This is a genomic window from Paraburkholderia acidiphila, assembly GCF_009789655.1.
Classification (GTDB): Bacteria; Pseudomonadota; Gammaproteobacteria; order Burkholderiales; family Burkholderiaceae; genus Paraburkholderia; species Paraburkholderia acidiphila.
In genome coordinates this window covers 1036140-1059824 of sequence record NZ_CP046909.1, presented here as the reverse complement: position 1 = coordinate 1059824, position 23685 = coordinate 1036140, and the positions used below count along the sequence as shown (strand labels likewise).

Sequence of the window (23685 nt, the reverse complement as noted above, 5' to 3'; positions counted from 1 at the left end):
TGAGTATTCGTGTTGCGCCGTATTTCAAGGCAATCTTTCGATCACTTAAAAATACATTGATACAATCACAACCCTGATTCACCTACTCATGCCCATCTCTAGACATTTTTGGATGAATCTCTTTACTACTTCTTCCTGATTGTTAAAGAACGACAGCCGATACGTTTTCACATACCGCTCTGACTGGCTCAATCGCCAATGCGTAATCCCCGGTTTGTGTTTCACCGGACACTAGGCATTGAGGATTGGTGGAGGATGACGGGATCGAACCGACGACCCCTGCTTGCAAAGCAGGTGCTCTCCCAGCTGAGCTAATCCCCCAGTCACACATACTCGAGGGATCATTTCGCCTTATGCAGACAAAGTGGTGGGTCTGGATGGATTCGAACCATCGACCCCCGCCTTATCAAGACGGTGCTCTAACCGACTGAGCTACAGACCCCTGAGTCTGTCTTTCTTACAGCCGACAAGTGTGAGCGCTTAAAACGCGTGTGAGCGATGAGCTCTGGAAAGGAGGTGATCCAGCCGCACCTTCCGATACGGCTACCTTGTTACGACTTCACCCCAGTCATGAATCCTGCCGTGGTGACCGTCCTCCTTGCGGTTAGACTAGCCACTTCTGGCAAAACCCACTCCCATGGTGTGACGGGCGGTGTGTACAAGACCCGGGAACGTATTCACCGCGGCATGCTGATCCGCGATTACTAGCGATTCCAGCTTCACGCAGTCGAGTTGCAGACTGCGATCCGGACTACGATCGGTTTTCTGGGATTGGCTCCACCTCGCGGCTTGGCAACCCTCTGTTCCGACCATTGTATGACGTGTGAAGCCCTACCCATAAGGGCCATGAGGACTTGACGTCATCCCCACCTTCCTCCGGTTTGTCACCGGCAGTCTCCCTCGAGTGCTCTTGCGTAGCAACTAGGGACAAGGGTTGCGCTCGTTGCGGGACTTAACCCAACATCTCACGACACGAGCTGACGACAGCCATGCAGCACCTGTGTTACGGCTCCCTTTCGGGCACTCCCACCTCTCAGCAGGATTCCGTACATGTCAAGGGTAGGTAAGGTTTTTCGCGTTGCATCGAATTAATCCACATCATCCACCGCTTGTGCGGGTCCCCGTCAATTCCTTTGAGTTTTAATCTTGCGACCGTACTCCCCAGGCGGTCAACTTCACGCGTTAGCTACGTTACCAAGCCAATGAAGGCCCGACAACCAGTTGACATCGTTTAGGGCGTGGACTACCAGGGTATCTAATCCTGTTTGCTCCCCACGCTTTCGTGCATGAGCGTCAGTATTGGCCCAGGGGGCTGCCTTCGCCATCGGTATTCCTCCACATCTCTACGCATTTCACTGCTACACGTGGAATTCTACCCCCCTCTGCCATACTCCAGCGATGCAGTCACCAATGCAGTTCCCAGGTTAAGCCCGGGGATTTCACATCGGTCTTACATCACCGCCTGCGCACGCTTTACGCCCAGTAATTCCGATTAACGCTCGCACCCTACGTATTACCGCGGCTGCTGGCACGTAGTTAGCCGGTGCTTATTCTTCCGGTACCGTCATCCCCCTGAGGTATTAACCCAAAGGATTTCTTTCCGGACAAAAGTGCTTTACAACCCGAAGGCCTTCTTCACACACGCGGCATTGCTGGATCAGGCTTTCGCCCATTGTCCAAAATTCCCCACTGCTGCCTCCCGTAGGAGTCTGGGCCGTGTCTCAGTCCCAGTGTGGCTGGTCGTCCTCTCAGACCAGCTACGGATCGTCGCCTTGGTGGGCCTTTACCCCACCAACTAGCTAATCCGCCATCGGCCACCCCAATAGCGCGAGGCCCGAAGGTCCCCCGCTTTCATCCAAAGATCGTATGCGGTATTAATCCGGCTTTCGCCGGGCTATCCCCCACTACTGGACATGTTCCGATGTATTACTCACCCGTTCGCCACTCGCCACCAGGTGCAAGCACCCGTGCTGCCGTTCGACTTGCATGTGTAAGGCATGCCGCCAGCGTTCAATCTGAGCCAGGATCAAACTCTTCAGTTTAAACCTGTTACTGTTTTCGGTTCTCTCGAACCGGTCGCTCACTCAAAGCTGACAGGTCATTGAATAAATTCAAAAACCTGACTTACTTTAGTGTGAGACTCTTGATACTTTTGCTGCTCCCGGCTTCATTCCGAAGAACGAATCCGGGTCGCCACCGCATCAAGCGCCCACACTTATCGGCTGTAAATTTTTAAAGATCGTTCGCGAAAGCGCCGTTAGAACTGCTCAACCACCGGCTTCTTTCTGCGTTGCTGCGTCAGCAGCAGAGAAACGAGATTATGAAGACTGTCTGGCGATTCGTCAACAGGTTTTTTTACTTCGTTCAACCTGCCGCTCAACTTCCCATCACCCGCAGACCCAGTCGCCACAAGGCTTTCGCCTGGGCTTCCCGCCTCCCCGCGCCTTCATCGAAAGCGCGAAAGACCGGAATTCTAGTCACGCAGATGACATCTTGCAAGCGGTTTTTTGACACGGTAGCCAAGTCAGACTGAACACGGCTCCGCGGCTCCATATAGCGGTCGCCATAGTGCCTCCAGCCGATGCCTTTGTCCCGCGCACCCACGACGATCACGCATTGCGCCCGCGCCCATCCGACGCGCCCTTGCTGTCCAATCCGATGGCGCGCACGGAACCGACTAGAATATGGGGTTCTCTGCCCCAACTCACAGATTTATGCGCTCGCGAATCGCCAAACGCCTTCCTCCTGACGCCGACAAGCTCGTCGGTCTCTCGCTTGCCCTGTTCGCTTCGGGCAGCCGCACCGAAGACCGCTTCTGGGAGGCCAAGCTCGACACGCTGCTAACGAAAGTCGTGCGCAACGGCAATCAGACTACGCTCGACGCCGCGCTCGATCATCTGCAGCAGAATCACCCGGACGCCTACGGCGCGCTCGCAGATATGGCCGAGACGCACAGCGAATCGTTCATCGTCGAACACGACGGCGCGCAATACGAAGCGCTGCTCGTCGCCGCGCCAGTGTTGGCCTGGACGCGCTACGTCATCCCTTCGGGCCCGTTGAAGGCCGAGGGAGCAGACGCGCTGCGTACCCATCTGCAGGCGCACGTGCTCGCGAGTGGCACGCGCGTGGCGATGGCCCCTTATCTCTATAGCATCGACCAACTGCCGCGCCACCATGTCGAAACCTGGCGCCTGGCACAACAACTGACGCAGGCGGCGCTGAGCGGCGCAGCGGCGAAAATCAGCTCGGGCGAACTGCCGGAAACGTCGCCGATCCTCGCCGATCCGCGTTTCCTGCTCGCCGTCGTCGCTGCGCCTGTCGGCGCCCCGCTCTTCCGCTGGCAGGAAGAGGAGCACGGCTCGCGCATCGAGCGCGGTCAATGCCTCGAGCAATGGGCCACCCAGGGCGGCGCCAATCTTGCCGTCGTCATGCCGGGCTGCGAGTTCGAGTGCCTGCTGCCCGACGCCTACTACTCCGCCTGCCGCGACGCGGACGAGCGCGTGCGCCCGCACACGATCCGCACCGCGGTGCGCTACCTGCTCGACACGATTGGCGCGAGTGCGCAGGACTTGCGCGCCGTCGTCGCCGGCTTCGGCGAGCGTCGCATCGACGAATACCGCATCGGTTTCACGAAGCGCGGCAGCAATGATGTGCTGTATGGCGTGGTCTGGCCGCTTTATGGCCGCGAGAACGGCGACGCCGATATCGACGAAGAACCGACCGAAGAGAGTGTCAGCAGCGGCCCGCTCGAAGAGATCGTTGCGTTGCTCAAGGAATCGGGTATCACCGACATCCGTCGTCATGCGGGCCGCTTCGAGCCGGAATATTGCGATGACTGCGGCGTCCCGCTCTACGCGGACCCACTCGGCGAGATCGTCCACGCCGAGATGCCGGAAGATGCTGAGCCTGTACAGCCACACTTCCACTAAGAAAACTCCAGAATTCCTACCCGGTCCCGCCTGTGTGCGGGACTTTTTTTTGCCCTATGTCTTATGCCTTTTGGACAGGCCGCCAGCGCTCGACCTTTTTGTCATCATGGAGCTGTTGGTCTGGTTCACCGTCGCTTAGAAGCGATGCGCATTGCACAACATTTCGAGAGACCGTCAACGACAGGAGGGCATATCCATGCGGTTCGTTGTACTCAATCCGGACGCCGAAAGGCGTGAAGGGCTCAAGGCGCTGTTAAGACAAATCGACCGCCGCGCACGCTTCAATGACGCGCCGGACTGGCGCAGTGCTGAGCGCGCGATGCAACGCTTCACTCCCAACCTGATCGTGATCGACTGGCACGACGGCATTCGCGCCGGCGAGCTGCGCCACTTTGTCATGCGGCACCGCAGCCTGCCCGTGGCCATCCTGGTGGACAGTGGGGAGACGCCCGCGACCGTGCGAGCGCTCATCGACGAAGGCGCCCGCGGCATCATCCGGCGCACGACGGACTCCATCCTGATCGTGAAATTTCTGGAGCTGATCATGCTCGGCGGCGATCACCTCCCGGCCGACGTGCTCGGCCCGTGCACGCCGTGGCCCCTGCCGCCCCGACGCAACGCCAAGGCCGCCGCACAGGCCCGCAAGGTGCGGCCAAAGGTCAACCTGTCGCCGCGACAGGAGCAGATCCTGCGCTGCGTCCATATGGGTAATACGAACAAGATGATCGCTCGAGCGCTAGGCATCAGCGAGGGCACCGTGAAAGTCCATCTGACAAGCATCTTTCAGCAGCTAGGCGCGCCCAATCGCGCTGCGGCTGTCGCGATCTACAACGGCCTGCTCGCAAACCAGCTGCAGGTGCTGCGCGCGCAGTGCGAGCGGCCGGCGAAGCCGAGGCACGGCGAGCATGGCCCGGTGCCGTTGCGTGCACGCGAGAGTCTCGCGTTTCGCTATCCGTTGCTGTCAGGCGACAGTGCGGAGCCGCTGCCCATTGCCGCGGAGCCGCAGACACCGCCTTATGGCGACCCTGCCGCGGCGCAGCAGGTGCGCCCCGTCGAGGCTCACGAGGCCAGCGAGAGCGTGGACGAGGAAGCCCTGGTGCTAGCTCGTGCACACGTCTTGCCCTCCAACGAGTAATATGAAGCACATGGGGTTCCTATTTACGCCGCTTCCGCTCTGGGTTGCTATCGGTGCCTGGGTTGTCACCGTGGGGTTGCTCGCGCTCGCGTTGTGGAAGAACCCCTTCAAGCGTCTTCAGGACGCGACGCTCCAGCACGTGTGGCTCGCGATCGTCGTCGCGATCTCGGTGCTGTGGGCGAGCAACGCGTGGCTCGAAGACGGTACCGTGCTGCACCTGCTCGGCGCCACGCTCGTGGTTACGCTATTCGACTGGGGGCTCGCGCTTGTCGCCATGGGCGTCGTCGTGGGGCTCGCCGCACTCGTGTTCGACGCCACCTGGGAAGGCGTCGCCCTCACCTTCCTGGTATTCGGCGCGTTCCCTGTTGCGATTTCGGCGCTGCTGCAGCGCGCCTGTACCGCCTGGCTGCCGCGCAACCTCTTCATGTTCATTGTCGGTCAAGGTTTCGTGTCGCCGGCTATCGCCGTTTCGGCGGCGGCTTATCTCGCGCTCGGCACCCATGTCGCACTCAACGGCGGCTCGGCGATCACCGTGCCCGCGGGTTATGCATTCAGCGTATTTCTGCTCGCTTCGGGTGAGGCCTGGTTCACCGGCATGGCAACGGCGTTGATTGCCGTCTACCGGCCGACCTGGGTCACCACCTACGACGTGCGCCGCTATCGGTTGGGCGGCCCGCGGACCTGAGCCACGGCTCGTTCGACAGCCCCGCCGCCAGTAACGCGATGCCGGGCGCGGCGACACGTCGCAATTGGCCGGCGGCGCATATGTAGCAACGTTTGCGCCGGTCCCTCCGCTCAGACAGAAGAAAATAATTGTTTCCGGATTGAACTCAACCCGGCCGTGCCGCATCTTACGGTGCCTGACGTCACACCCTCTTCTCTAGCAAGCAGATGGACTGCAATCATGCATCCCGCCGGCTGTTGTTGGTAGCCGGTCAACTGGCGGCGTGCGCCGCGAGCCTCATACTCATCGCCGCGCCAGCCGCACAGGCCGATCAACTTGAACAACACAACGATCTCGTCAATCAGTTCGTTACCCAGATGCACGCAGACCCGCTGGTCGCGGACTGTGCCGCGCATGGCGATTTCGTAGCAAGTACTTCGGCGGCGCTCGATCACGTCGAGTTTCCGCCGAGTTCGTTCGACAGTGCGCACGCGAGCGTAACGCCGTGGAACGACTCGTTCGACGAAGGCAAGCAGCGCGTGAAGGTCGACACGATCGTGACCGTCGACGGCATCGGCATTGCCAAGGAAAGCGGTAACGCGCCCTACGATCTGAAGTTCCGCTGCGGCTATGTCGGGCAACAGATGCTCGCGTTCAGCTGGAACGATCCGGTCCCGCCAGCGCACGCACGCAGCGCGCGCGGCACGGCGTCGCAAAGCGGCGCACACGGCAAGGGCAAGCATTCGACCAAGAAGGCCACCGGCAAGGGTTCGAAGAAGACGGCGCCGGGCAAGTCGAGCCACAGTTCGTCGACGAGCGGCGCGAAGTCGGCCAGCAAGTCGACGAAATCGACAACGAAATCGACTGCAAAGAAAACCACTTCAAAGAAGACGACGACTCACTAAAGGTCGTTGCCGCTCTCGATGTAAAAAAAAGGGGAAACGGCCTGGCCGCTTCCCCCTTTTTTATGCTTGCGTAGCAATGACGACGTTACGCGAACGTCTCCACGTGATGCAAGATGGCCTGCAACATCGCAGCGCCGAGCGCGGCGCTGCGCTCGCCATTCCAGCCTACGCGTTCGTCGGGCAGATTGGCGTTGTCCTTGAACGGCATCTCGAGCGTGAGGGACAGGCAGCCATAGCGGTGGCCGATGTACTTCGACGCGAGCTTGAGTGCATCTTCGCGGTAGCGGCTCGCCTCGTAGCCGTGCTGATCCTGAAAGTCAGGGCTCGCCACCTTGAACGCCTCGATGAACGCCTTCTGCTCCGTGCGTTGCTGATCGGTAAAGCCCGGCAGCATTTCCGAACCCGCGACGAATACATAAGGCAGCGTCTCGTCGCCGTGGATATCGAAGAAAAGATCGACGCCCGTGGCTTCGATCGCATCGCGCACGACCAGCACCTCGGGACTGCGCTGCGCGTCCGGCTCCATCCACTCGCGGTTCAGGTTCGCGCCCACGGCGTTGGTGCGCAAGTTACCGTGCACGCTGCCGTCCGGATTCATGTTCGGCACGATATGGAACACCGCGCGGTCGTACAGCTTGCGCGCGACCGGATCGCCCGCCCAGTCACCCCAGCCGGCGAGCCGCTTGACGAGACCCTCCACGAACCACTCGGCCATGCTCTCGCCAGGATGCTGGCGCGCGATGATCCACACGGTCTTCTTGGGCTTGCCGTCGGGTGCGGTATCGCCAGGCATGCCGAGCGAGAGCAGCGACATGGGACGGCCTTCCACGCTCTGGCCGAGATCCGTGAGCGCGGCGTGCGGCAGTTGCTGAAGCGCGCCGAGGAACTCCGCGTGGCGCTCTTCGCTATACGGCTCGAAGTACGCGTAATAGATGCTGTCGAAGTCGGGCGTATGGTCGATGATGAGTTGCGTGCCGTCGTAGCTCGTCGGCACGCGGAACCAGTTCACGCGGTCATAGCTCGCCGCGGCCTGGTAGTTGCGCCAGCCCTCGGGAAATGCACAGGCCGACGCATTCTCGAACGTCATCACGCAACGTTCGCCGCGCACGCCCGACACGCGAAAGTAGAACCACTGCGCGAACTCGGACTGGTTATCCGCCCGCACGCGCAGACGGATATCGTCGGCGCGCTCGCTCGACAGAACCTCGATCGCGCCTGCATCGAACTGGCTGGTGATGGCAATCGTCATAGTCTTTTCCTTCCGGCTTGCTTGTTCACTTACTCGGCGATGCGCCGACGAAATACATAGGTCGAATCGTTCGATGCATCCGCATCGAACGCATAGCCTTCCACGTCGAACGCCTTGAGCCCCTCGGGCTCGGCCACGCGGTTCTCGACGGCGTAACGCGCCATCAATCCGCGCGCCCGCTTCGCATGGAAGCTGATGATCTTGTAACGCCCGCCCTTCCAGTCTTCGAAAACCGGCGTGACGACGGGCACGGCGAGCTTCTTCGGCTTCACGGCCTTGAAGTACTCGTTCGACGCGCAGTTCACGAGCACGCTCGCGCTTTTCGACGCGACGTCCCGATTGCGCTCGATCTGTGCATTGAGCGCGTGCGTGATGCGCTCGCCCCAGAACGCATAGAGATCCTTGCCGCGCGCGTTTTCGAAACGCGTACCCATTTCGAGACGATAAGGCTGAAGCAGGTCGAGCGGACGCAGCAAGCCGTAGAGTCCCGACAGCACGCGCACATGCTGTTGCGCATAGTCGAGATCCGCCAGCGAGAGCGACTTCGCGTCGAAGCCTTCGTAGACGTCGCCGTTGAATGCGAGTACGGCTTGTTTCGCGTTGGTCTGGCTGAACTGCTTCGACCAGTCGGCATAGCGCTGGAAATTCAGGCGCGCGAGCGGGTCGGAAATGCTCATGAGCGATCCGATCTGCTGCGGCGAAAGGCGGCGCAGGCCCGCGATCAACTCGGCTGCGTCGTCGACGAAATCGGGGATGGTGTGGGTTTCGACATGCGCCGGCGTGTCATAGTCGAGCGATTTGGCCGGCGACAGAACGATTATCATAGAGGCTTGCAGGCACGATGTGCCGATGTTCAAAGGCGAAAGCCCGATTGTAGCGAATTCACGAATGACCGGCCTCACGCCCCCAACCGCAACCTCCCTCTCGCCTGCCGCCGCTGCGGCGCTTCCCGTGGTTCTCGACTCCAACGTCTGGCTCGATATTCTCGTGTTCGACGACCCGCACACGCGCCCCATTCGCGTGGCGCTCGAGCGCGGCGCGATCCGGGCGCTGGTCGACGCACGCTGCCGGGCCGAACTGGCCCACGTGCTCGACTATCCGCAGTTCGCCGGCCGCGGCGTCGCGAAAGCGGACGCACTGGCCGCGCTGGCAGGGCTCGTTACGCTGATCGAGTTGCCAGAGCTTCCTGCTGACGCGCGGCCCCTGCCCCAATGCCGCGACCGCGACGACCAGAAATTTCTGGAGCTGGCGCGTGCAAGCGGCGCACAGTGGCTCGTTTCGAAGGACCGCGCGGTGCTCAAGCTCGCGAAGCGCGTGGCGCGCGACTTCGGCTTTCGCATCGCGACGCCCGACGCCTTCGTCGCCGAATGCGTGCAAAACGCTGCTCAAGCGGCGCAGGCCTGATCCCCCGGGATCGCCGCGCGCGCCCGGCCGGAACACCGTAGCGGCGCCGATTTGCCTACAATCAACCTTTCCCGTCCCAACGTCTGACTTCCGCCCGCGACATGAACGCACCGCATCCCACGCAGAATTCGCAGGACACCCTGCTCACGCCCTCTTTTCCGTCGCGTCTGCCGAACGTCGGCACGACGATCTTCACCGTGATGAGCGCGCTCGCCGCTGAAAAGGGCGCGGTCAACCTGGGTCAGGGCTTTCCCGACTTCGATTGCGACCCGCGCATCGTCGACGCTGTCACGCAAGCCATGCGCGAGGGCCACAACCAGTACCCGCCGATGGCCGGCGTGGGCGCGCTGCGCGAAGCGATCGCGGACAAGATCGAGCACGTGTACGGCCGCCGTTACGACGCCAACAGCGAGATCACCGTGACGGCGGGCGCCACGCAAGCGCTGCTCACGGCGATTCTCGCGACTGTGCACGCGGGCGACGAGGTGATCGTGGTCGAGCCGACCTACGACAGCTATCTGCCTTCGATCGAACTGGCGGGCGGCAAACCTGTGTTCGTGACGCTCGAAGCGCCCGACTATGCGATTCCGTTCGACCGGCTCGCAGCGGCCATCACGCCGAAAACGCGCCTCATCCTCATCAACACGCCGCACAACCCCACGGGCACGGTGTGGCGCGCCGAGGACATGCAAAAGCTCGAGGAGATCGTGCGCGGCACCAACGTGCTGATCCTCTCCGACGAGGTGTACGAGCACATGGTCTACGACGGTCAGCCGCACGAGAGCGTCGCGCGCTATCCGGAACTGGCCGCGCGCAGCTTCATCGTGTCGAGCTTCGGCAAGACCTATCACGTGACGGGCTGGAAGGTGGGCTATGTGGCCGCGCCCGCGCCGCTCACGGCCGAGTTCCGCAAGGTGCACCAGTTCAACGTGTTCACCGTGAACACGCCGATGCAGTTCGGCCTCGCGCAATATCTGCGCGATCCCAAACCGTATCTGGAACTGCCCGCGTTCTATCAGAAGAAGCGCGACTTCTTCCGCGCAGGTCTTGCCAACACGCGCTTCAAGCTGCTGCCGTGTGAAGGCACCTACTTCCAGTGCGTGGATTATTCGGCGATCAGCGATTTGCCCGAAGCGGAGTTCTCGAAGTGGCTCACGGCAGAGATCGGCGTGGCGGCCATTCCGGTTTCGGCGTTCTATCACGAAGCACACGAATCGGGCGTCGTACGCTTTTGCTTCGCCAAGCAGGAAGGCACGCTCGCGACCGCGCTCGAGCGGCTCGCGCGACTCTGACGTGCTTCGCGCGCGATGATTCCGCGAACGGCAGTGCGTTCCCGATCATCGCGCGCGATAGCGTGCGCCGCGCGTTGCGAGGCGCAGCAACGCTTACGAATTCGCCTCGATATACGCCTTGCGGTCGGCGTTGACGCGCTGCGCCGTCGGGCGCTCGCCGATCAGTTTGATATACGACTTCCAGTCGATGCCCACATCGGCGAGGAAATCGCTGCCATACACGGCCTGCGTGGCGCGTCCCACGAGCGGCAAGCTCACGAACGCTGCGGCATCGGCCACGCCGAAACGATCGCCCGCCACGTAAGGCGAGAACTTCGCGATCCGCTTGAACGCCGCCACATAACGGCGCAACCGCTTTTCCATGGTCGCCTTGACCTCTTCGGTCGCCTTGCTACCGAAGAACGCCTCACCGTAAAGCTCGCGCGCGTTGAGTTCGAGATGCGTCTCGATGAAGACGATCAGTTCGCGCTCCTTCGCCGCCTGCCACGGATCCGCCGCGAAGATGGGCTTTTCAGGAAAGCGCGCCGCCAGATACTCGACGATCACCTCCGATTCGCACAAAAAGCCTTGTTCCGTTTCGATAAATGGCACCTTGCCGGCCGGCGACTGCGCGAGCAGCGCCTCATCGAGCGGCAGCTTGTTCGGCACCTCCTCGAACGCGATACCGTGTTCGAGCAGCAGGAGCTTGACCTTGTTGTAGTAATTCGAAAGCGCGAAACCGTGCAGCTTGATCATCCTCATTGCCTCCTTGGGCGGGACAGTTGCGTTACCAAAACCGCCGAACCGTTTTCATAAAATTGTACGACCGTGCTATTCTAGGCCAATCATGGAGCCAGGCTTCCAATGACTTCACATCATTTCAACATTGAGACAATCGGCATCGTCGGCACCGGCGCAATGGGCCGCGGCATTGCCCAGATCGCCGCGCAGGCGGGCCTGGCGGTGCGCCTCTACGACACGAATCCGCAGGCGATCGCCGCCGCGCGCGATTATCTCGCCGATACCTTCGCGAAACTCGCGGCAAAAGGCAAGCTCGACGAGCCCGCCGCCCACGCCGCGCTCGAACGCGTGACCGGCGCGCACACGCTCGATGAACTCGCTGGCTGCGATCTCGTGATCGAAGCGATCGTCGAGAATCTCGAAGCCAAACGCACGCTGTTTCGCGAGCTGGAAACTGTGGTGAGCGAGCGCTGCCTGCTCGTCTCGAACACCTCTTCCCTCTCCATTACGGCCATCGCCTCCGCGTGCAGCGACCCGTCGCGCGTCGCGGGCTATCACTTCTTCAACCCCGTGCCGCTCATGAAGGTGGTCGAAGTGATCGACGGGCTGCGCAGCGATCCCGCCGCCGGCGACGCGCTCATGGCGCTCGCGCGCCGCATCGGCCACACGCCGGTGCGCGCGAAGGATATGCCCGGTTTCATCGTCAATCACGCGGGCCGCGGCATGAACACCGAAGGCCTGCGCGTGGCGGGCGAAGGCGTGGCGAGCTTCGTCGAGATCGATCGCATCATGCGCGAGCAGGCGGGCTTCCGGCTCGGACCGTTCGAGCTGCTCGACCTCACCGCGCTCGATGTCTCGCATCCGGTGATGGAGTCGATCTATCACCAGTTCTACGAGGAGCCGCGCTTCACGCCCTCGCCCATTACGGGCGTACGGCTCGCGGGCGGTCTGGTTGGCCGCAAGGCGGGCGAAGGCTTCTATCGCTATGTGGATGGCAAGCAGCAGGTGCCCGACGAACCGGCGGCGCCCACTGCGCTGCCCACGCGCGTCTGGGTGAGCCGCCGCAACGCCGCCGCGCGTGACATCGTGATCGCGCTTGCGTCGAAAGCCGGTGTGGCGATCGACGAAGGCGATACGCCCGCCGCCGACGCGCTGATCGTGGTCGCGCCACTCGGCCTCGACGCGACAACCGCCGCCCTCGACGAAGGGCTCGACGCGCGGCGCGTCGTCGCCATCGACACGCTGTTTCCGCTCGACGCAGCGAAGCGCCGCACGCTGATGACAACGCCCGCCACCACTCGTGAAGCACGCGACGCAGGTCATGCGCTCTTCGCCGCCGACGGTGTGCCAGTCACGGTGATCCGCGACTCGACGGGCTTCGTCGCGCAGCGCATCGTCGCGACCATCGTCAATATCGGCTGCGACATCGCGCAGAAGCAGATCGCCACGCCGGGCGACATCGACCTCGCGGTCACGCTCGGGCTCGGTTATCCGCGCGGCCCGCTCGCGCTCGGCGACGCGCTGGGCGCACGCACGATCCTCACGATCCTGCGCAACATCCACACCGTGCTCGGCGATCCGCGTTATCGCCCGTCGCCGTGGCTCGCGCGACGCGCGCAGCTCGGCCTTTCGCTGACGCAAGCCGACGCAGCAGACATCCACGCATCGAACGAGGCCCCGCAATGAGCGCCGAACTCCGCAGCACCCGCCCGCAAGGCCACGAATCGACACTCGTCCTCACACTGTCGAACCCCGGCTCACGCAATGCGCTGCATCCCGACATGTACGCGGCGGCCATCGAAGCCTTCGACGCCGCCGAGCGCGACCCGTCGCTGCGCGCAATCATCCTCACGGGCGCCGACAACTTTTTCTGCGCGGGCGGCAACCTCAACCGCCTGCTCGAAAACCGCGCGAAGGACCCGTCCGTGCAAGCCGCCAGCATCGACCTACTCGGCGCCTGGGTCACGGCGATGCACCAGTCGAGCAAGCCGATCATCGCGGCCGTGGAGGGAGCCGCCGCCGGCGCGGGCTTCTCGCTCGCGCTCGCGGCCGACCTGCTCGTCGCCGCCGACGACGCGAAGTTCGTCATGGCGTATTCACGCGTGGGCCTGACGCCCGACGGCGGCGGCTCGTGGTTCCTCGCGCGCTCGCTGCCACGCTCGCTCGCGTTCGAACTGATGGTGGAAGGCAAGCCGATCGGCGCGCCGCGTCTCGCGGAGCTGGGTGTGGTGAACCGGCTCGCGAAACCGCAAACGGCGCTCGACACGGCGCTTGCCTGGGCCGACGAACTGGCGAAGATCTCGCCGAATTCGGTGGCGCGCATCAAGGGTTTGACGAACGTCGCGGACATGCAGCCGCTCGACGCGCAACTCGCCGCGGAGCGCGATAGTTTTGTCGCGTCGCTCCATCACCGCGACGGCCTCGAAGGCATTACTGCGTTCCTCGAAAAGCGCGCGCCCGTCTACAAGTAACTACGCTCGAACGCGGCGGCCCACAGGAGCATCAGGAGAAGGGAGACAAATATGGCGCAAGCCACCCCGGATGGAGACACGCAAAAAACCGCGCAAACGCGCACCGACTACTCGGCGTTCGAAGGCACGCGCCCAGTTGCCGAGCGCCAGCGCTTCGACACCGAGGCGCTGAGCGCCTGGCTCACCGCTCACGTGGAGAGCTTCAAAGGCCCGCTCGCGATCGAGCAGTTTGCCGGCGGCCAGTCCAACCCGACGTTCAAGCTCGTCACGCCGGGCCGCACCTATGTCATGCGCGCCAAGCCTGGGCCCAAGTCGAAACTGCTGCCCTCCGCGCACGCGATCGAACGCGAATACCGCGTGATGGACGCGCTCGCTGCAACCGATGTGCCGGTCGCGAACATGCTCGCGCTTTGCGAGGACGAGGCGGTGATCGGCCGCGCGTTCTATGTGATGGAGTTCGTCGAGGGCCGCGTGCTCTGGGACCAGTCGCTTCCCGGCATGACTCGCGAGGAACGCGCCGCAATCTACGACGAGATGAACCGTGTGATAGCCGCGCTCCATAACGTGAAGCCCGATGCCGTGGGCCTTGCCGACTATGGCAAGTCCGGCAATTATTTCGCACGCCAGATCGATCGCTGGAGCCGCCAGTATCAGGCCTCGGAGACGGAACGCATCGACGCCATGCATCACCTGATCGAATGGCTGCCGAAGCACATGCCGGACGACTCAGGTTCGCGCGTGTCGGTCGTGCATGGCGACTACCGCCTCGACAACCTGATCTTCCACCCGAGCGAGCCGCGCGTGCTGGCCGTGCTCGATTGGGAGCTATCCACACTCGGCGACCCGCTCGCCGACTTCTCGTATCACTGCATGGCATGGCACGTCGATCCCGCGCAGTTCCGCGGCATTGCCGGGCTCGACTGGCAGGTGCTCGGCATTCCCGACGAGGCGCAGTACGTCGCGCGCTATTGCGAGCGCACCGGCGTCGAGATTCGCGGCGACTGGAACTTCTATCTCGCCTACAACATGTTCCGGATCGCGGCGATCCTGCAGGGCATCATGAAGCGCGTGGTGGACGGCACCGCCGCGAGCGCGCAGGCAATCGACGCAGGGCGCCGCGCGAAGCCCATGGCCGAACTCGCCTGGCGCTACGCGCAGAAAGTTCGCTAAAACGAGAACGACTTACTTTTCACTGTCACTGCATCGCATTGAGAGGTCACCGATGAATTTCGATTACTCCCCGAAAGTGCAGGCGCTGCGCGAGAAACTGCTCGCGTTCTTCGACGAACACATTTACCCGAACGAGGCGGTCTTCCACGAAGAGGTCGAGCGCAATCGCGCAAACGGCAACCCGTGGGTGCCCACGCAAATCGTCGAGCAGTTGAAGGAGAAGGCGCGCGCGGCCGGACTATGGAACCTGTTCCTGCCCGCCTCGGAACGCGGCGCGGGCCTCACGAACCTCGAATATGCGCCGCTGTGCGAAATCATGGGCCGCGTGCACTGGGCGCCCGAAGTGTTCAACTGCAGCGCGCCCGATACCGGCAACATGGAGACGATCGAGCGCTACGGCAGCGAGGCGCACAAGCAGCAATGGCTCGCGCCGCTGCTGGCAGGCCAGATCCGGTCGGCGTTTCTGATGACCGAGCCCGACGTAGCCTCGTCGGACGCGACGAACATCCAGACGCGCATCGAGCGCGACGGCGACGACTATGTCATCAATGGCACGAAGTGGTGGTCGTCGGGTGCGGGCGACCCGCGCTGCGCGATCTATATCCTGATGGGCAAAACCGATCCCGACGCACCGCGCCATGCGCAGCAGTCGATGATTCTCGTGCCTTCGGATACGGCCGGCATCACCGTGCGCCGCCCGCTCACGGTATTCGGCTACGACGACGCGCCGCACGGCCACATGGAAATCACGCTCGAAAACGTGCGCGTGCCCGCATCGAATATCCTGCTCGGCGAAGGCCGTGGCTTCGAAATCGCGCAAGGACGCCTCGGCCCGGGCCGCATCCATCACTGCATGCGCCTCATTGGCCTGGCCGAACGTGCGCTCGAATTCATGGCGAAACGCGCGCTCTCGCGCGTGGCGTTCGGCAAGCCGGTCGCCCAGCAGACCGTCACGCAGGAGCGCATTGCCGAAGCGCGCTGCATGATCGAACAGGCGCGCCTGCTTACGCTCAAGACGGCGTACATGATGGACACCGTGGGTAACAAGGGCGCGCGCGGCGAGATCGCGATGATCAAGGTGGTCGCGCCGAACATGGCTTGTCAGGTAATCGACTGGGCCATGCAGGTGCACGGCGCGGCGGGCGTGAGCGGCGACTTCCCGCTCGCCTACTCGTACGCTTCGGCACGCACGCTGCGCTTCGCGGACGGCCCCGACGAGGTGCACCGCAATGCCATCGCCAAGCTCGAACTGGCGCGCCATATGGACGCGGGCGCGGCATCGCGCGTGGAAATGCCGGTCACACGCTCGTAAGTCCACAAGTGCAGCAGGGGCGCTCGGCCGCCCTCTGCGAGCGACGCCGATCTATGCTAATTTGCGCCAGATCCGGCGTCGCGCCAGACTCTCCAGACTATCGCGGCGCCTTCCTTCAGGGTGCCAAGGAGCCACGATGATCGACGTCTACAGCTGGGCCACGCCGAATGGTCACAAAGTCCATATCATGCTCGAGGAAACCGGCCTCGAATATCGGGTCCATCCGGTCGATATCGGTGCGGGCGACCAGTTCAAGGCCGAATTCCTCGCCATCAGCCCGAACAACAAAATTCCCGCGATTACCGACTCCGAAGGCCCGCGCCGTGCCGACGGCCAGCCGTTCTCGCTGTTCGAGTCGGGTGCGATCCTCATTTATCTCGCGGCAAAAACGGGCCGCTTCATGCCCGAAGACCTCGCCGCGCGCTACGACGTGCTGCAATGGGTGATGTTCCAGATGGGCGGCCTCGGCCCCATGCTCGGCCAGGCGCACCACTTCCGCATCTACGCGCCCGAAAAGATCGACTATGCGGTCAATCGCTACACGAACGAAGCCAAGCGCCTCTACAACGTGATGGAAACGCAGTTGGAAAAGACCGAATATCTGGCCGGCGACGAGTACACCATTGCGGATATTGCCGCTTTCCCGTGGACGCGCTCCTGGCAAAACCAGGGCATCGATCTCGATTCGTTGCCCAATGTAAAGCGTTGGCACGAAGCGATCGCCTCGCGGCCTGCGGTCAAGCGTGGCGTCGAAGTGCTGGCGAATGCGCGCAAGCCGCTCATGGACGAAAAAGCGAAGGAAATGCTTTTCGGCGCAACGCAATACGCCAAACACTGATTGCGCTGAAACACCGGCAAAACTGAAGGGGCGCCCGCCTTGCAGCGGAGCGCCCCTTTTCGTTGAGCACGCAACTACGTTAGAAGTAATGCCGTGTGATGAATTCGGCCACGCAAGCGGGCCGCTCGCTTCCTTCCCGCTCGATGCTCACATCCCACACGACCTGCACGCCGCCGCCTTCCACGTCGCTCACTTCTTTCACCGCGATACGCGCACGCACTTGCGCGCCCACGGGCACCGGCTGCGTGAAGCGCACGCGGTTGAGCCCGTAGTTCACGCCCATGCGCTGGCGCATGTGCAGCGTTGCGCCGAGCAGCACAGGAATCAGCGAAAGCGTGAGAAAGCCATGCGCAATCGGGCCGCCGAACGGTGACTCGCGGCGCGCACGTTCGGCGTCGATGTGGATCCACTGGTGGTCGCCCGTGGCATCGGCAAAACCGTGCACGTCCGCTTCGCTCACTTCGCGCCAGCCGCTCACGAGCGGCCCCGCGCCAATCAGCGCGCGCAACGCCGCCGCGTCGGCAATCTGCGTGATGTCGCTTTCACTCACGATGCACTCCCCGGATGACGAAGGCCGAAGAGCGCCTTCGAACGCACGACCACGATCAGTTCGCCGTGCTGGTTATGGCCTTCCCACTGCGTTTCGACGATACCGCGATCGGGCTTGCTCGCAGAAACGCGCTTGCTCACGATCGTGTTCGTCATCGTGAGGGTGTCGCCTACGCGCGTAGGCTTGAGCCAGCGAATCTCATCGACGCCGGGTGAGCCCATCGAAGTCGAGTCCTTGAGGAAGTTGCGCACGAGCATGCCCATCATGATCGAGCACGTATGCCACCCGCTCGCGACGAGGCCGCCGAACATCGATGCCTCGCCACCGGCCTCGCTCATGTGGAACGGCTGCGGATCGAACTGCTCCGCGAAATGCACCACCTCGTCGCGCCCAAACGTGTGCGAACCGACCGCATAGCGCTTGCCCACTTCGAGATCTTCGAAACTCAGGCCCATCCGTATTCTCCGCTGATGTTGCTTGCTGCCGCCACGCGTTACGCTGCCTGCGCGAAGCCGGGCAGCGAGGCGAAGCGTTCAAGATGATGATCGACATCGCCGAGCGTCGTTTCGATGATCGCGAGACGCTTGAACAAATGCGCGGCCGCGACTTCGTTGGTGACGCCCATGCCGCCGTGCAGTTGCACGGCCTGCTGGCCGATGAAGCGCGCCGCCTGGCCAACGCGCACCTTCGCCGCCGAGATCGCGCGACGCCGCTCGTCGGCCGATTCGCTACTGTAACGCGCGGCAGCGAGGTAAGTCAGCGAGCGCGCCTGCTCCGCGTGGATCAGCATTTCGGCCATGCGGTGCTGCAGCGCCTGGAAGCGCGCGATCGGCACGCCGAACTGCTGGCGCGTTTTCGTGTATTCGACCGTGGCGTGGTTGAGCGCGTCCATGGCGCCCACGGCTTCCGCGCACAGCAGGAAGGTGGCGTAGTCGGCGATCTTTTCCCAGGTCGCCGCGCCCGTGCTTGCGTCGCCAAGGCGTCGCGCGTGTGCTTCCTTGAAGGTCAGCGTTGCGGCGCGCTGGCCGTCGATCGTACGGTAGTCGCTCACCTCGACACCCTTCGCATCGCGCGCGACGACGAAGAGCGCCACCTCGCCCGCGAACCGTGCAGGCACGATCCAGTAGTCGGCCTGCGCGCCGTGCTGCACGATCGATTTCGTGCCGGTGAGCGCGAAGCCGTCGCCGGTTTCCTTCGCTTGCGTCTCCAGCGAGAACAGGTCGTAGCGAGACTGCGGCTCATGGAAAGCGGCGGCGAGTTTGATCTCGCCCGAGGCGACGCGTTCGAGCAGCGCCGCGTTTTCAGCATTGGCGGCGCCGCCCGCGAGCTTGAGCGCCTCGACGCCCACCGCGGTTGCCCAGTACGGCTCGATCACGAGCGCACGGCCCAGCTCCTGCATGACGACGAGCATATCGAACGGCGCGCCGTCGAAGCCGCCCTGCTCCGCCGGCACCGGCAGCGCGGTCAGGCCAAGTTCGACGAACGCGTTCCAGTGCGCATCCGATACGCCCGCAGGCGTCTTCACGATCGCCTGGCGCGCTTCGAAACCATAGTTTTTGTCGAGATAGCGACGCAGCGCGTCGGCGAGTTGCTGTTGCTCTTCGGTGAAGTTGAAGTTCATTGCGCCGCTCCTCAAATCCCCAGAATCATCTGCGAGATGATGTTCTTCTGAATTTCGTTCGACCCGCCGTAGATCGACGTCTTGCGATAGTTGAAGTAGTACGCCGCGAGCGGTGCTGCGTCGTCGTCGCCGCCTGCCGCGTGTTCATGCTCGCCCTCGAGGAAGGCCGGATCGAACGCAGCAGCAAGCGGGCCGACCGCATCGACCATCAGTTCGGTCAGCGCCTGCTGGATCTCCGTGCCCTTGATCTTGAGCATCGACGCTTCGGGACCGGGGCCGCGCCCGTTCGACGCGCTCGCGATCACGCGCTCGGCGGTGACTTCGAGTGCCATCAGTTCGATTTCGACGGCTGCCACGCGCGCCGCGAATACGGGATCTTCCAGCAGCGGTTTGCCGTGCTTCTTCTGCTTGAGCGCGACGCCCTTGAGGAATGCCAGTTCGCGGTTCGACGCACCCACGCGCGCGATGCCCGTGCGCTCGTGCCCCAGCAGATACTTCGCGTAAGTCCAGCCGCGGTTCTCCTCGCCGACAAGATTTTCAACAGGCACCTTCACGTCTTCGAAAAAGACTTCGTTCACCTCATGGTCTTCATCGAGCGTAATGATCGGACGCACGGTAATGCCCGGCGTTTTCATGTCGATGAGGAGGAACGAAATGCCTTCCTGCTTCTTGGCAGCGGGATCGGTGCGCACGAGGCAGAACATCATGTCGGCGTGCTGGCCGAGCGTGGTCCAGGTCTTCTGGCCGTTCACGACGTAGTGATCGCCTTCCCGGACAGCACGCGTGCGCAGCGAAGCGAGATCGGATCCCGAGCCCGGCTCGGAGTAGCCCTGGCACCACCAGTCTTCACCGGAAAGGATACGCGGGAGATAGCGGCGCTTTTGCGCCTCGTTGCCGTACTTCATGAGCACGGGCGCGACCATCGAGACGCCGAACGGCAGCACCGGCGGCGCCCCGATGCGACCGCATTCGGCGTCCCAGAGGTGGCGTTGCGCTTCGGTCCAGCCGGGGCCGCCCCACTCCGCAGGCCACGCAGGCGCGGACCAGCCCTTCTTCCCTAGCAGCTGGTGCCAGCTGGCGATGTCGTCGCGCGAGAGGCGCTTGTGGTTGAGAACCTTGTCGCGCATCGCCTGAGGCAGATTGGCCTCGAGCCAGGCGCGGATTTCGGCGCGAAATGCGTCGTCAGCGGGGGTGTAGTCCAGATCCATGCGCTATGTCTCCTGGCCGCGGCCGGTGCGAAGCATTGCTCGCGCCGCGGTGAAGACCCGCATGACGTTATTGCAGCGGACCCTTCAGCGCGGCCGGAACCGGCAGCGGCATCACATCGATGCCTTCTTCGACGAGAGCTTGCGCATCTTCCGCGGAAGCAACTCCACGGATGTTGCGCGACGGCGCTTCGTTGTAGTGAATGCGCCGCGCCTCCTCGGCGAAACGGTCGCCTACGTTCTCCGTCTTGTCGAGGACCTCGCGGATTACACGCATCGCATGCGCTTGCCATTGCGCCGCCTGCTCGTGCGACGACGCTTTCGGCGTTTCGCTCGCGCCGGACAGGTTCAACCGGGGCGCGGACGGCAGGCGGGTCACGTGGGTGGCGCCGCACATCGGACATTCGACCAGCTTGCGGGACAGTTGCGATTCGAAATCGTCAACCGATGCGAACCAGCCTTCAAACCGATGGCCGTCTGGACACTGTAAATCGAGGACCTTCATGGGGAATCGAGGCTTGCGATGAGTTTAGCGCAAATCGTAAATTTGTGAACGACCGTTCGAAAAAATTCCTGCGGCCAGGCACCGGGATTTTCCCGGGGGTTCGATTGTAGCGCTGCTCGGGTGGACGCGCTGAAGGTGCTTGCGCGCGCAGATGCGACAACGGCGGCCACGAGGGCCGCCGTTGATCGGAGTTCGATGCTCCGGGGGTGTCAGCCCTGCTCTGCCTTCGCGAGCGGCCACGCGCCCGACAGCGCCTTTTCGAGCCAGAACGTACCGATGATCGTCTTCACGTCGGTGATCTTGCCCGTGCGCACCCATTCGAGCAGTTCGGGAACCGTCGCCGTGAAGGTTTCGAGAAACTCGCCGTCGTCGAGCTGCGCCGCACCTGCGGTCAGCCCACGGGCAAGATAGATGTCGATGAATTCGGTCGAGTACGAGATGACCGGATGGATCTGCGCGAGATAAACGTACTCGCGCGCGGTATAGCCCGTCTCTTCCTTGAGTTCGCGGATCGCGCAGGCGAGCGCGCCTTCCTGCGGATCGAGTTTGCCGGCCGGGAATTCCGTCATCACGCGCGAGAGCGGATAGCGGTACTGGCGCTCCATCAGCACGCGCCCGTCATCGAACAGCGGGATCACCATCACCGCGCCGGGGTGCTGAACGTACTCGCGCGTGGCGTGCTTGCCGTCCGGCAAGGCGACCGTGTCGCGCTTCAGGGTAAGAAAATTGCCGGCGTAGAGCGTCGTGCTTTCCACGCACGTCTCGGCGAGCGCCGGGTCGTGTTGATGATGTTCAGCCATTGTCAGCCTCGTGGGTGCTCAGGAAAATCGGGAAGCCGCGGGCGCGCCGCAAGAAGTAAAGTCGGCCAGACTGCCAGCCGGACTTCGGGGACGCACAGCGCGTGCCGGCCGCGGGCCGGCTACGCGCATCACGCCGAGCGGCGTTTGACGAGATATTGCCAGGTGAAGCCGGGGAACGCGAACACGACAAAAAGACTGAAGGTGATCGCGTAGAACTGCCAGCCCTGGTCAAAACGGTTGCCGGCACGCGCCTCCAGCAGGAAGCCGAACGTACCGACCACAAAATACAGCACGATCATTTCAGCGATGCGAATCCACGCACTCTTCTTCGGTGCGCGAAGCGGCACGACGCCGAACAATCGCTGGTTGAGGAACGGCAGGTTGGCGCCCGCGAGCGCCAACAGCACAATGAACCAACCTGCTGCCGACATTAGAGCGGCAGCGTATGCGTGACGGCTTGCAGGCAGACCGACATCAGCGGGCCCGGGATGATGCCCAGCACGAGCACCGCCACGCCGTTGAGCGTGAGCAGCGCGCGGTTGCATGCATGGCTTTCGATCGGTGCTTCGTCCTGCGGTGCGTCGAAGTACATCAGCTTGACGATACGCAGGTAATAGAACGCGCCGAACAGCGACGTGATCACGGCGAGCACGGCAAGCCACGTGAGGCCGGCGTTCATGGTCGCTTCGAGCACGGCGAGCTTCGCGTAGAAGCCAACCGTCGGCGGAATACCGGCGAGCGAGAACATCATGAGCATCATGACGAACGCGAACACGGGGTTGCGCTGGTTCAGGCCCTTGAAGTCGTCGATCGTTTCGGCTTCGAAATCGCGGCGGGACAGCAGCATGACCACGCCGAACGCGCCGAGCGTTGTGATCAGATAGACGATGCTGTAGAACATGGCCGAGCTGTATGCGCTGGCCGCGCCCGTCGCCTTGTTGTCGACGATGCCGGCGAGCAGGCCGAGCAGCACGAAGCCCATGTTCGAAATGGCCGAGTACGCGAGCATCCGCTTGACGTTGCGCTGCACGATACCCGTGATGTTGCCCACGATCATCGAAAGCGCGGCAAGGATGATCAGCATCTCTTGCCAGTCCACTGCCAGCGGCAGCAGGCCCATCACGAGGAAGCGCACGGCCCAGGCGAATGCCGCGACCTTCGGGCCGCCGCCGGTGAGCAGCGTCATGGCCGTCGGCGCGCCTTGATAGACGTCCGGCACCCACATATGGAACGGCACCGCGCCCATCTTGAACGCTACGCCGGCGACGATGAACACCACGCCGAACAGCAGGACGATATCGTTGATATGGCCCGAAGCCACCGCCTTGAACACTTCGTTCAGTTCGAGCGAGCCGGTCGCGCCGTACAGCATCGAAATGCCATAGAGCAGGAAGCCCGAAGCGAGCGCACCCAGCACGTAGTACTTCATCGCGGCTTCGTTCGACTGCGTCGCGTCACGACGCAGTGCGATGACCGCGTAGAGCGAGAGCGACATCAGCTCGAGGCCGAGGTACAGGGTGAGGAAGTTGTTGCCCGAGATCATCGTGATCTGGCCGAGCAGCGAGAACATGCCAAGCAGGAAGAACTCGCCCCGGAACATGTCGCGGTCTTCGAGATACTTGCGCGAGTACACGATCGACACGGCGTAGCCGAGCGTGACCACCGACTTCATGGCGCTCGCGAACGGATCGATCACGTACATGCGCGTGAAGTAGTAGTACACGTGCGGATCGAACGCGTTCACCGCAAACCAGATACCGGCTATGACCGTGGTCAAGAGCGCGATGAAATAGGTCGTGCGACGGCCCGAAGGGCCGGTGAACGTGTCGTTGAGCCACGCGACGACGAGGCCGGTCATCACCAGCGCGTCGGGTAGCAGAGCGTTCAAAGGGGCGTTTGGCATGATCTTTTGTTC

Annotated in this window: 22 protein-coding genes, 2 tRNA genes and 1 rRNA gene; 11 read left to right on the top strand and 14 right to left on the bottom strand. The window is 62.9% G+C overall.

Annotated elements, in window-relative coordinates; genetic code table 11:
- Positions 1-246 precede the first annotated feature (246 nt).
- The 3 genes from FAZ97_RS04750 to FAZ97_RS04740 form a co-directional block, all read right to left on the bottom strand.
- Positions 247-321: transfer RNA gene (locus FAZ97_RS04750), tRNA-Ala, on the bottom strand.
- A gap of 44 nt (positions 322-365) precedes the next feature.
- Positions 366-442 (bottom strand) — tRNA-Ile (locus FAZ97_RS04745).
- 67 nt (positions 443-509) lie between these two features.
- Positions 510-2042 (bottom strand): 16S ribosomal RNA (locus tag FAZ97_RS04740).
- 672 nt (positions 2043-2714) lie between these two features.
- Between FAZ97_RS04740 and FAZ97_RS04735 the strand changes: the two genes are divergently transcribed.
- The 4 genes from FAZ97_RS04735 to FAZ97_RS04720 all read left to right on the top strand — a co-directional run bounded on the left by FAZ97_RS04735 (position 2715) and on the right by FAZ97_RS04720 (position 6633).
- Positions 2715-3929 (top strand): DUF2863 family protein, encoded by a 1215-nt coding sequence (locus FAZ97_RS04735; RefSeq protein WP_158757415.1) that lies wholly within the window; start codon positions 2715-2717, stop codon positions 3927-3929.
- 196 nt (positions 3930-4125) lie between these two features.
- Positions 4126-5064 carry a LuxR family transcriptional regulator gene (locus FAZ97_RS04730; protein ID WP_158757414.1) on the top strand — a complete coding sequence of 313 codons (939 nt, stop codon included), beginning with the start codon at positions 4126-4128 and terminating at the stop codon, positions 5062-5064.
- 10 nt (positions 5065-5074) lie between these two features.
- Positions 5075-5749 (top strand): energy-coupling factor ABC transporter permease, encoded by a 675-nt coding sequence (locus FAZ97_RS04725; RefSeq protein ID WP_158757413.1) that lies wholly within the window; start codon positions 5075-5077, stop codon positions 5747-5749.
- Positions 5750-5955: 206 nt separating this feature from the next.
- Positions 5956-6633, top strand: a complete 678-nt coding sequence (locus tag FAZ97_RS04720; protein ID WP_158757412.1) for a BspC domain-containing protein — start codon at positions 5956-5958, stop codon at positions 6631-6633.
- A gap of 85 nt (positions 6634-6718) precedes the next feature.
- Here FAZ97_RS04720 and FAZ97_RS04715 read toward each other — a convergent pair whose 3' ends face one another.
- Both FAZ97_RS04715 and yaaA read right to left on the bottom strand, forming a co-directional pair.
- The gene (locus FAZ97_RS04715; protein ID WP_158757411.1) at positions 6719-7882 is read right to left on the bottom strand and encodes a M14 family metallopeptidase; all 1164 of its coding nucleotides are present in this window, start codon (positions 7880-7882) and stop codon (positions 6719-6721) included.
- 29 nt (positions 7883-7911) lie between these two features.
- Complete coding sequence (gene yaaA / locus FAZ97_RS04710; protein WP_158757410.1) at positions 7912-8706, bottom strand: peroxide stress protein YaaA; 795 nt, start codon at positions 8704-8706, stop codon at positions 7912-7914.
- A gap of 64 nt (positions 8707-8770) precedes the next feature.
- On the opposite strand from yaaA, the gene FAZ97_RS04705 reads away from it, so the two are divergent.
- A complete protein-coding gene (locus FAZ97_RS04705) occupies positions 8771-9286 on the top strand; it encodes a putative toxin-antitoxin system toxin component, PIN family (RefSeq protein ID WP_158757409.1) in 516 nt (171 codons plus the stop codon).
- Positions 9287-9387: 101 nt separating this feature from the next.
- On the top strand, positions 9388-10578 hold the full coding sequence (locus FAZ97_RS04700; RefSeq protein WP_158757408.1) for a pyridoxal phosphate-dependent aminotransferase: 1191 nt from the start codon (positions 9388-9390) through the stop codon (positions 10576-10578).
- Between the two features lie 93 nt (positions 10579-10671).
- Here FAZ97_RS04700 and FAZ97_RS04695 read toward each other — a convergent pair whose 3' ends face one another.
- On the bottom strand, positions 10672-11313 hold the full coding sequence (locus tag FAZ97_RS04695) for a glutathione S-transferase family protein (RefSeq protein WP_158757407.1): 642 nt from the start codon (positions 11311-11313) through the stop codon (positions 10672-10674).
- Between the two features lie 108 nt (positions 11314-11421).
- Between FAZ97_RS04695 and FAZ97_RS04690 the strand changes: the two genes are divergently transcribed.
- The 5 genes from FAZ97_RS04690 to FAZ97_RS04670 all read left to right on the top strand — a co-directional run bounded on the left by FAZ97_RS04690 (position 11422) and on the right by FAZ97_RS04670 (position 17089).
- The gene (locus FAZ97_RS04690; RefSeq protein WP_158757406.1) at positions 11422-12984 is read left to right on the top strand and encodes a 3-hydroxyacyl-CoA dehydrogenase; all 1563 of its coding nucleotides are present in this window, start codon (positions 11422-11424) and stop codon (positions 12982-12984) included.
- The gene (locus FAZ97_RS04685) at positions 12981-13769 is read left to right on the top strand and encodes an oxepin-CoA hydrolase, alternative type (RefSeq protein WP_158757405.1); all 789 of its coding nucleotides are present in this window, start codon (positions 12981-12983) and stop codon (positions 13767-13769) included. The genes FAZ97_RS04690 and FAZ97_RS04685 overlap by 4 nt, the downstream gene beginning before the upstream one ends.
- Positions 13770-13820: 51 nt before the next feature.
- The gene (locus FAZ97_RS04680; protein ID WP_158757404.1) at positions 13821-14939 is read left to right on the top strand and encodes a phosphotransferase; all 1119 of its coding nucleotides are present in this window, start codon (positions 13821-13823) and stop codon (positions 14937-14939) included.
- A gap of 52 nt (positions 14940-14991) precedes the next feature.
- A complete protein-coding gene (locus FAZ97_RS04675) occupies positions 14992-16251 on the top strand; it encodes an acyl-CoA dehydrogenase (RefSeq protein WP_158757403.1) in 1260 nt (419 codons plus the stop codon).
- A gap of 136 nt (positions 16252-16387) precedes the next feature.
- On the top strand, positions 16388-17089 hold the full coding sequence (locus FAZ97_RS04670) for a glutathione binding-like protein (RefSeq protein WP_158757402.1): 702 nt from the start codon (positions 16388-16390) through the stop codon (positions 17087-17089).
- Positions 17090-17168: 79 nt separating this feature from the next.
- On the opposite strand, the gene FAZ97_RS04665 is transcribed toward FAZ97_RS04670, so the two are convergent.
- The 8 genes from FAZ97_RS04665 to nuoN form a co-directional block, all read right to left on the bottom strand.
- The gene (locus FAZ97_RS04665) at positions 17169-17639 is read right to left on the bottom strand and encodes a MaoC family dehydratase (RefSeq protein WP_158757401.1); all 471 of its coding nucleotides are present in this window, start codon (positions 17637-17639) and stop codon (positions 17169-17171) included.
- Entirely contained in the window at positions 17636-18094 is a 459-nt protein-coding gene (locus FAZ97_RS04660; protein WP_158757400.1) for a MaoC family dehydratase, read from the bottom strand. The genes FAZ97_RS04665 and FAZ97_RS04660 overlap by 4 nt, the downstream gene beginning before the upstream one ends.
- Positions 18095-18132: 38 nt before the next feature.
- Entirely contained in the window at positions 18133-19260 is a 1128-nt protein-coding gene (locus tag FAZ97_RS04655; protein ID WP_158757399.1) for an acyl-CoA dehydrogenase family protein, read from the bottom strand.
- 11 nt (positions 19261-19271) lie between these two features.
- A complete protein-coding gene (locus tag FAZ97_RS04650; RefSeq protein WP_158757398.1) occupies positions 19272-20468 on the bottom strand; it encodes an acyl-CoA dehydrogenase family protein in 1197 nt (398 codons plus the stop codon).
- 67 nt (positions 20469-20535) lie between these two features.
- Positions 20536-20970, bottom strand: coding sequence for a DUF1178 family protein (locus tag FAZ97_RS04645; protein WP_158757397.1), 435 nt, complete (start codon positions 20968-20970; stop codon positions 20536-20538).
- A 209-nt stretch (positions 20971-21179) separates the two neighbouring features.
- Complete coding sequence (locus tag FAZ97_RS04640) at positions 21180-21770, bottom strand: NUDIX domain-containing protein (protein WP_158757396.1); 591 nt, start codon at positions 21768-21770, stop codon at positions 21180-21182.
- 128 nt (positions 21771-21898) lie between these two features.
- Positions 21899-22201: a DUF2818 family protein gene (locus tag FAZ97_RS04635; protein WP_158757395.1), complete on the bottom strand. Its 303-nt coding sequence runs from the start codon at positions 22199-22201 to the stop codon at positions 21899-21901.
- Positions 22201-23673 carry an NADH-quinone oxidoreductase subunit NuoN gene (nuoN, locus tag FAZ97_RS04630; protein WP_158757394.1) on the bottom strand — a complete coding sequence of 491 codons (1473 nt, stop codon included), beginning with the start codon at positions 23671-23673 and terminating at the stop codon, positions 22201-22203. The genes FAZ97_RS04635 and nuoN overlap by 1 nt, the downstream gene beginning before the upstream one ends.
- Positions 23674-23685: the final 12 nt, after the last annotated feature.

Coding starts and splice junctions, on each gene's coding strand:
- FAZ97_RS04735 (WP_158757415.1), top strand. CDS start 2,715: ATGCGCTCGCGAATCGCCAAACGCCTTCCTCCTGACGCCGACAAGCTC.
- FAZ97_RS04730 (WP_158757414.1), top strand. CDS start 4,126: ATGCGGTTCGTTGTACTCAATCCGGACGCCGAAAGGCGTGAAGGGCTC.
- FAZ97_RS04725 (WP_158757413.1), top strand. CDS start 5,075: ATGGGGTTCCTATTTACGCCGCTTCCGCTCTGGGTTGCTATCGGTGCC.
- FAZ97_RS04720 (WP_158757412.1), top strand. CDS start 5,956: ATGGACTGCAATCATGCATCCCGCCGGCTGTTGTTGGTAGCCGGTCAA.
- FAZ97_RS04715 (WP_158757411.1), bottom strand. CDS start 7,882: ATGACGATTGCCATCACCAGCCAGTTCGATGCAGGCGCGATCGAGGTT.
- yaaA (WP_158757410.1), bottom strand. CDS start 8,706: ATGATAATCGTTCTGTCGCCGGCCAAATCGCTCGACTATGACACGCCG.
- FAZ97_RS04705 (WP_158757409.1), top strand. CDS start 8,771: ATGACCGGCCTCACGCCCCCAACCGCAACCTCCCTCTCGCCTGCCGCC.
- FAZ97_RS04700 (WP_158757408.1), top strand. CDS start 9,388: ATGAACGCACCGCATCCCACGCAGAATTCGCAGGACACCCTGCTCACG.
- FAZ97_RS04695 (WP_158757407.1), bottom strand. CDS start 11,313: ATGATCAAGCTGCACGGTTTCGCGCTTTCGAATTACTACAACAAGGTC.
- FAZ97_RS04690 (WP_158757406.1), top strand. CDS start 11,422: ATGACTTCACATCATTTCAACATTGAGACAATCGGCATCGTCGGCACC.
- FAZ97_RS04685 (WP_158757405.1), top strand. CDS start 12,981: ATGAGCGCCGAACTCCGCAGCACCCGCCCGCAAGGCCACGAATCGACA.
- FAZ97_RS04680 (WP_158757404.1), top strand. CDS start 13,821: ATGGCGCAAGCCACCCCGGATGGAGACACGCAAAAAACCGCGCAAACG.
- FAZ97_RS04675 (WP_158757403.1), top strand. CDS start 14,992: ATGAATTTCGATTACTCCCCGAAAGTGCAGGCGCTGCGCGAGAAACTG.
- FAZ97_RS04670 (WP_158757402.1), top strand. CDS start 16,388: ATGATCGACGTCTACAGCTGGGCCACGCCGAATGGTCACAAAGTCCAT.
- FAZ97_RS04660 (WP_158757400.1), bottom strand. CDS start 18,094: ATGGGCCTGAGTTTCGAAGATCTCGAAGTGGGCAAGCGCTATGCGGTC.
- FAZ97_RS04655 (WP_158757399.1), bottom strand. CDS start 19,260: ATGAACTTCAACTTCACCGAAGAGCAACAGCAACTCGCCGACGCGCTG.
- FAZ97_RS04650 (WP_158757398.1), bottom strand. CDS start 20,468: ATGGATCTGGACTACACCCCCGCTGACGACGCATTTCGCGCCGAAATC.
- FAZ97_RS04645 (WP_158757397.1), bottom strand. CDS start 20,970: ATGAAGGTCCTCGATTTACAGTGTCCAGACGGCCATCGGTTTGAAGGC.
- FAZ97_RS04640 (WP_158757396.1), bottom strand. CDS start 21,770: ATGGCTGAACATCATCAACACGACCCGGCGCTCGCCGAGACGTGCGTG.
- FAZ97_RS04635 (WP_158757395.1), bottom strand. CDS start 22,201: ATGTCGGCAGCAGGTTGGTTCATTGTGCTGTTGGCGCTCGCGGGCGCC.
- nuoN (WP_158757394.1), bottom strand. CDS start 23,673: ATGCCAAACGCCCCTTTGAACGCTCTGCTACCCGACGCGCTGGTGATG.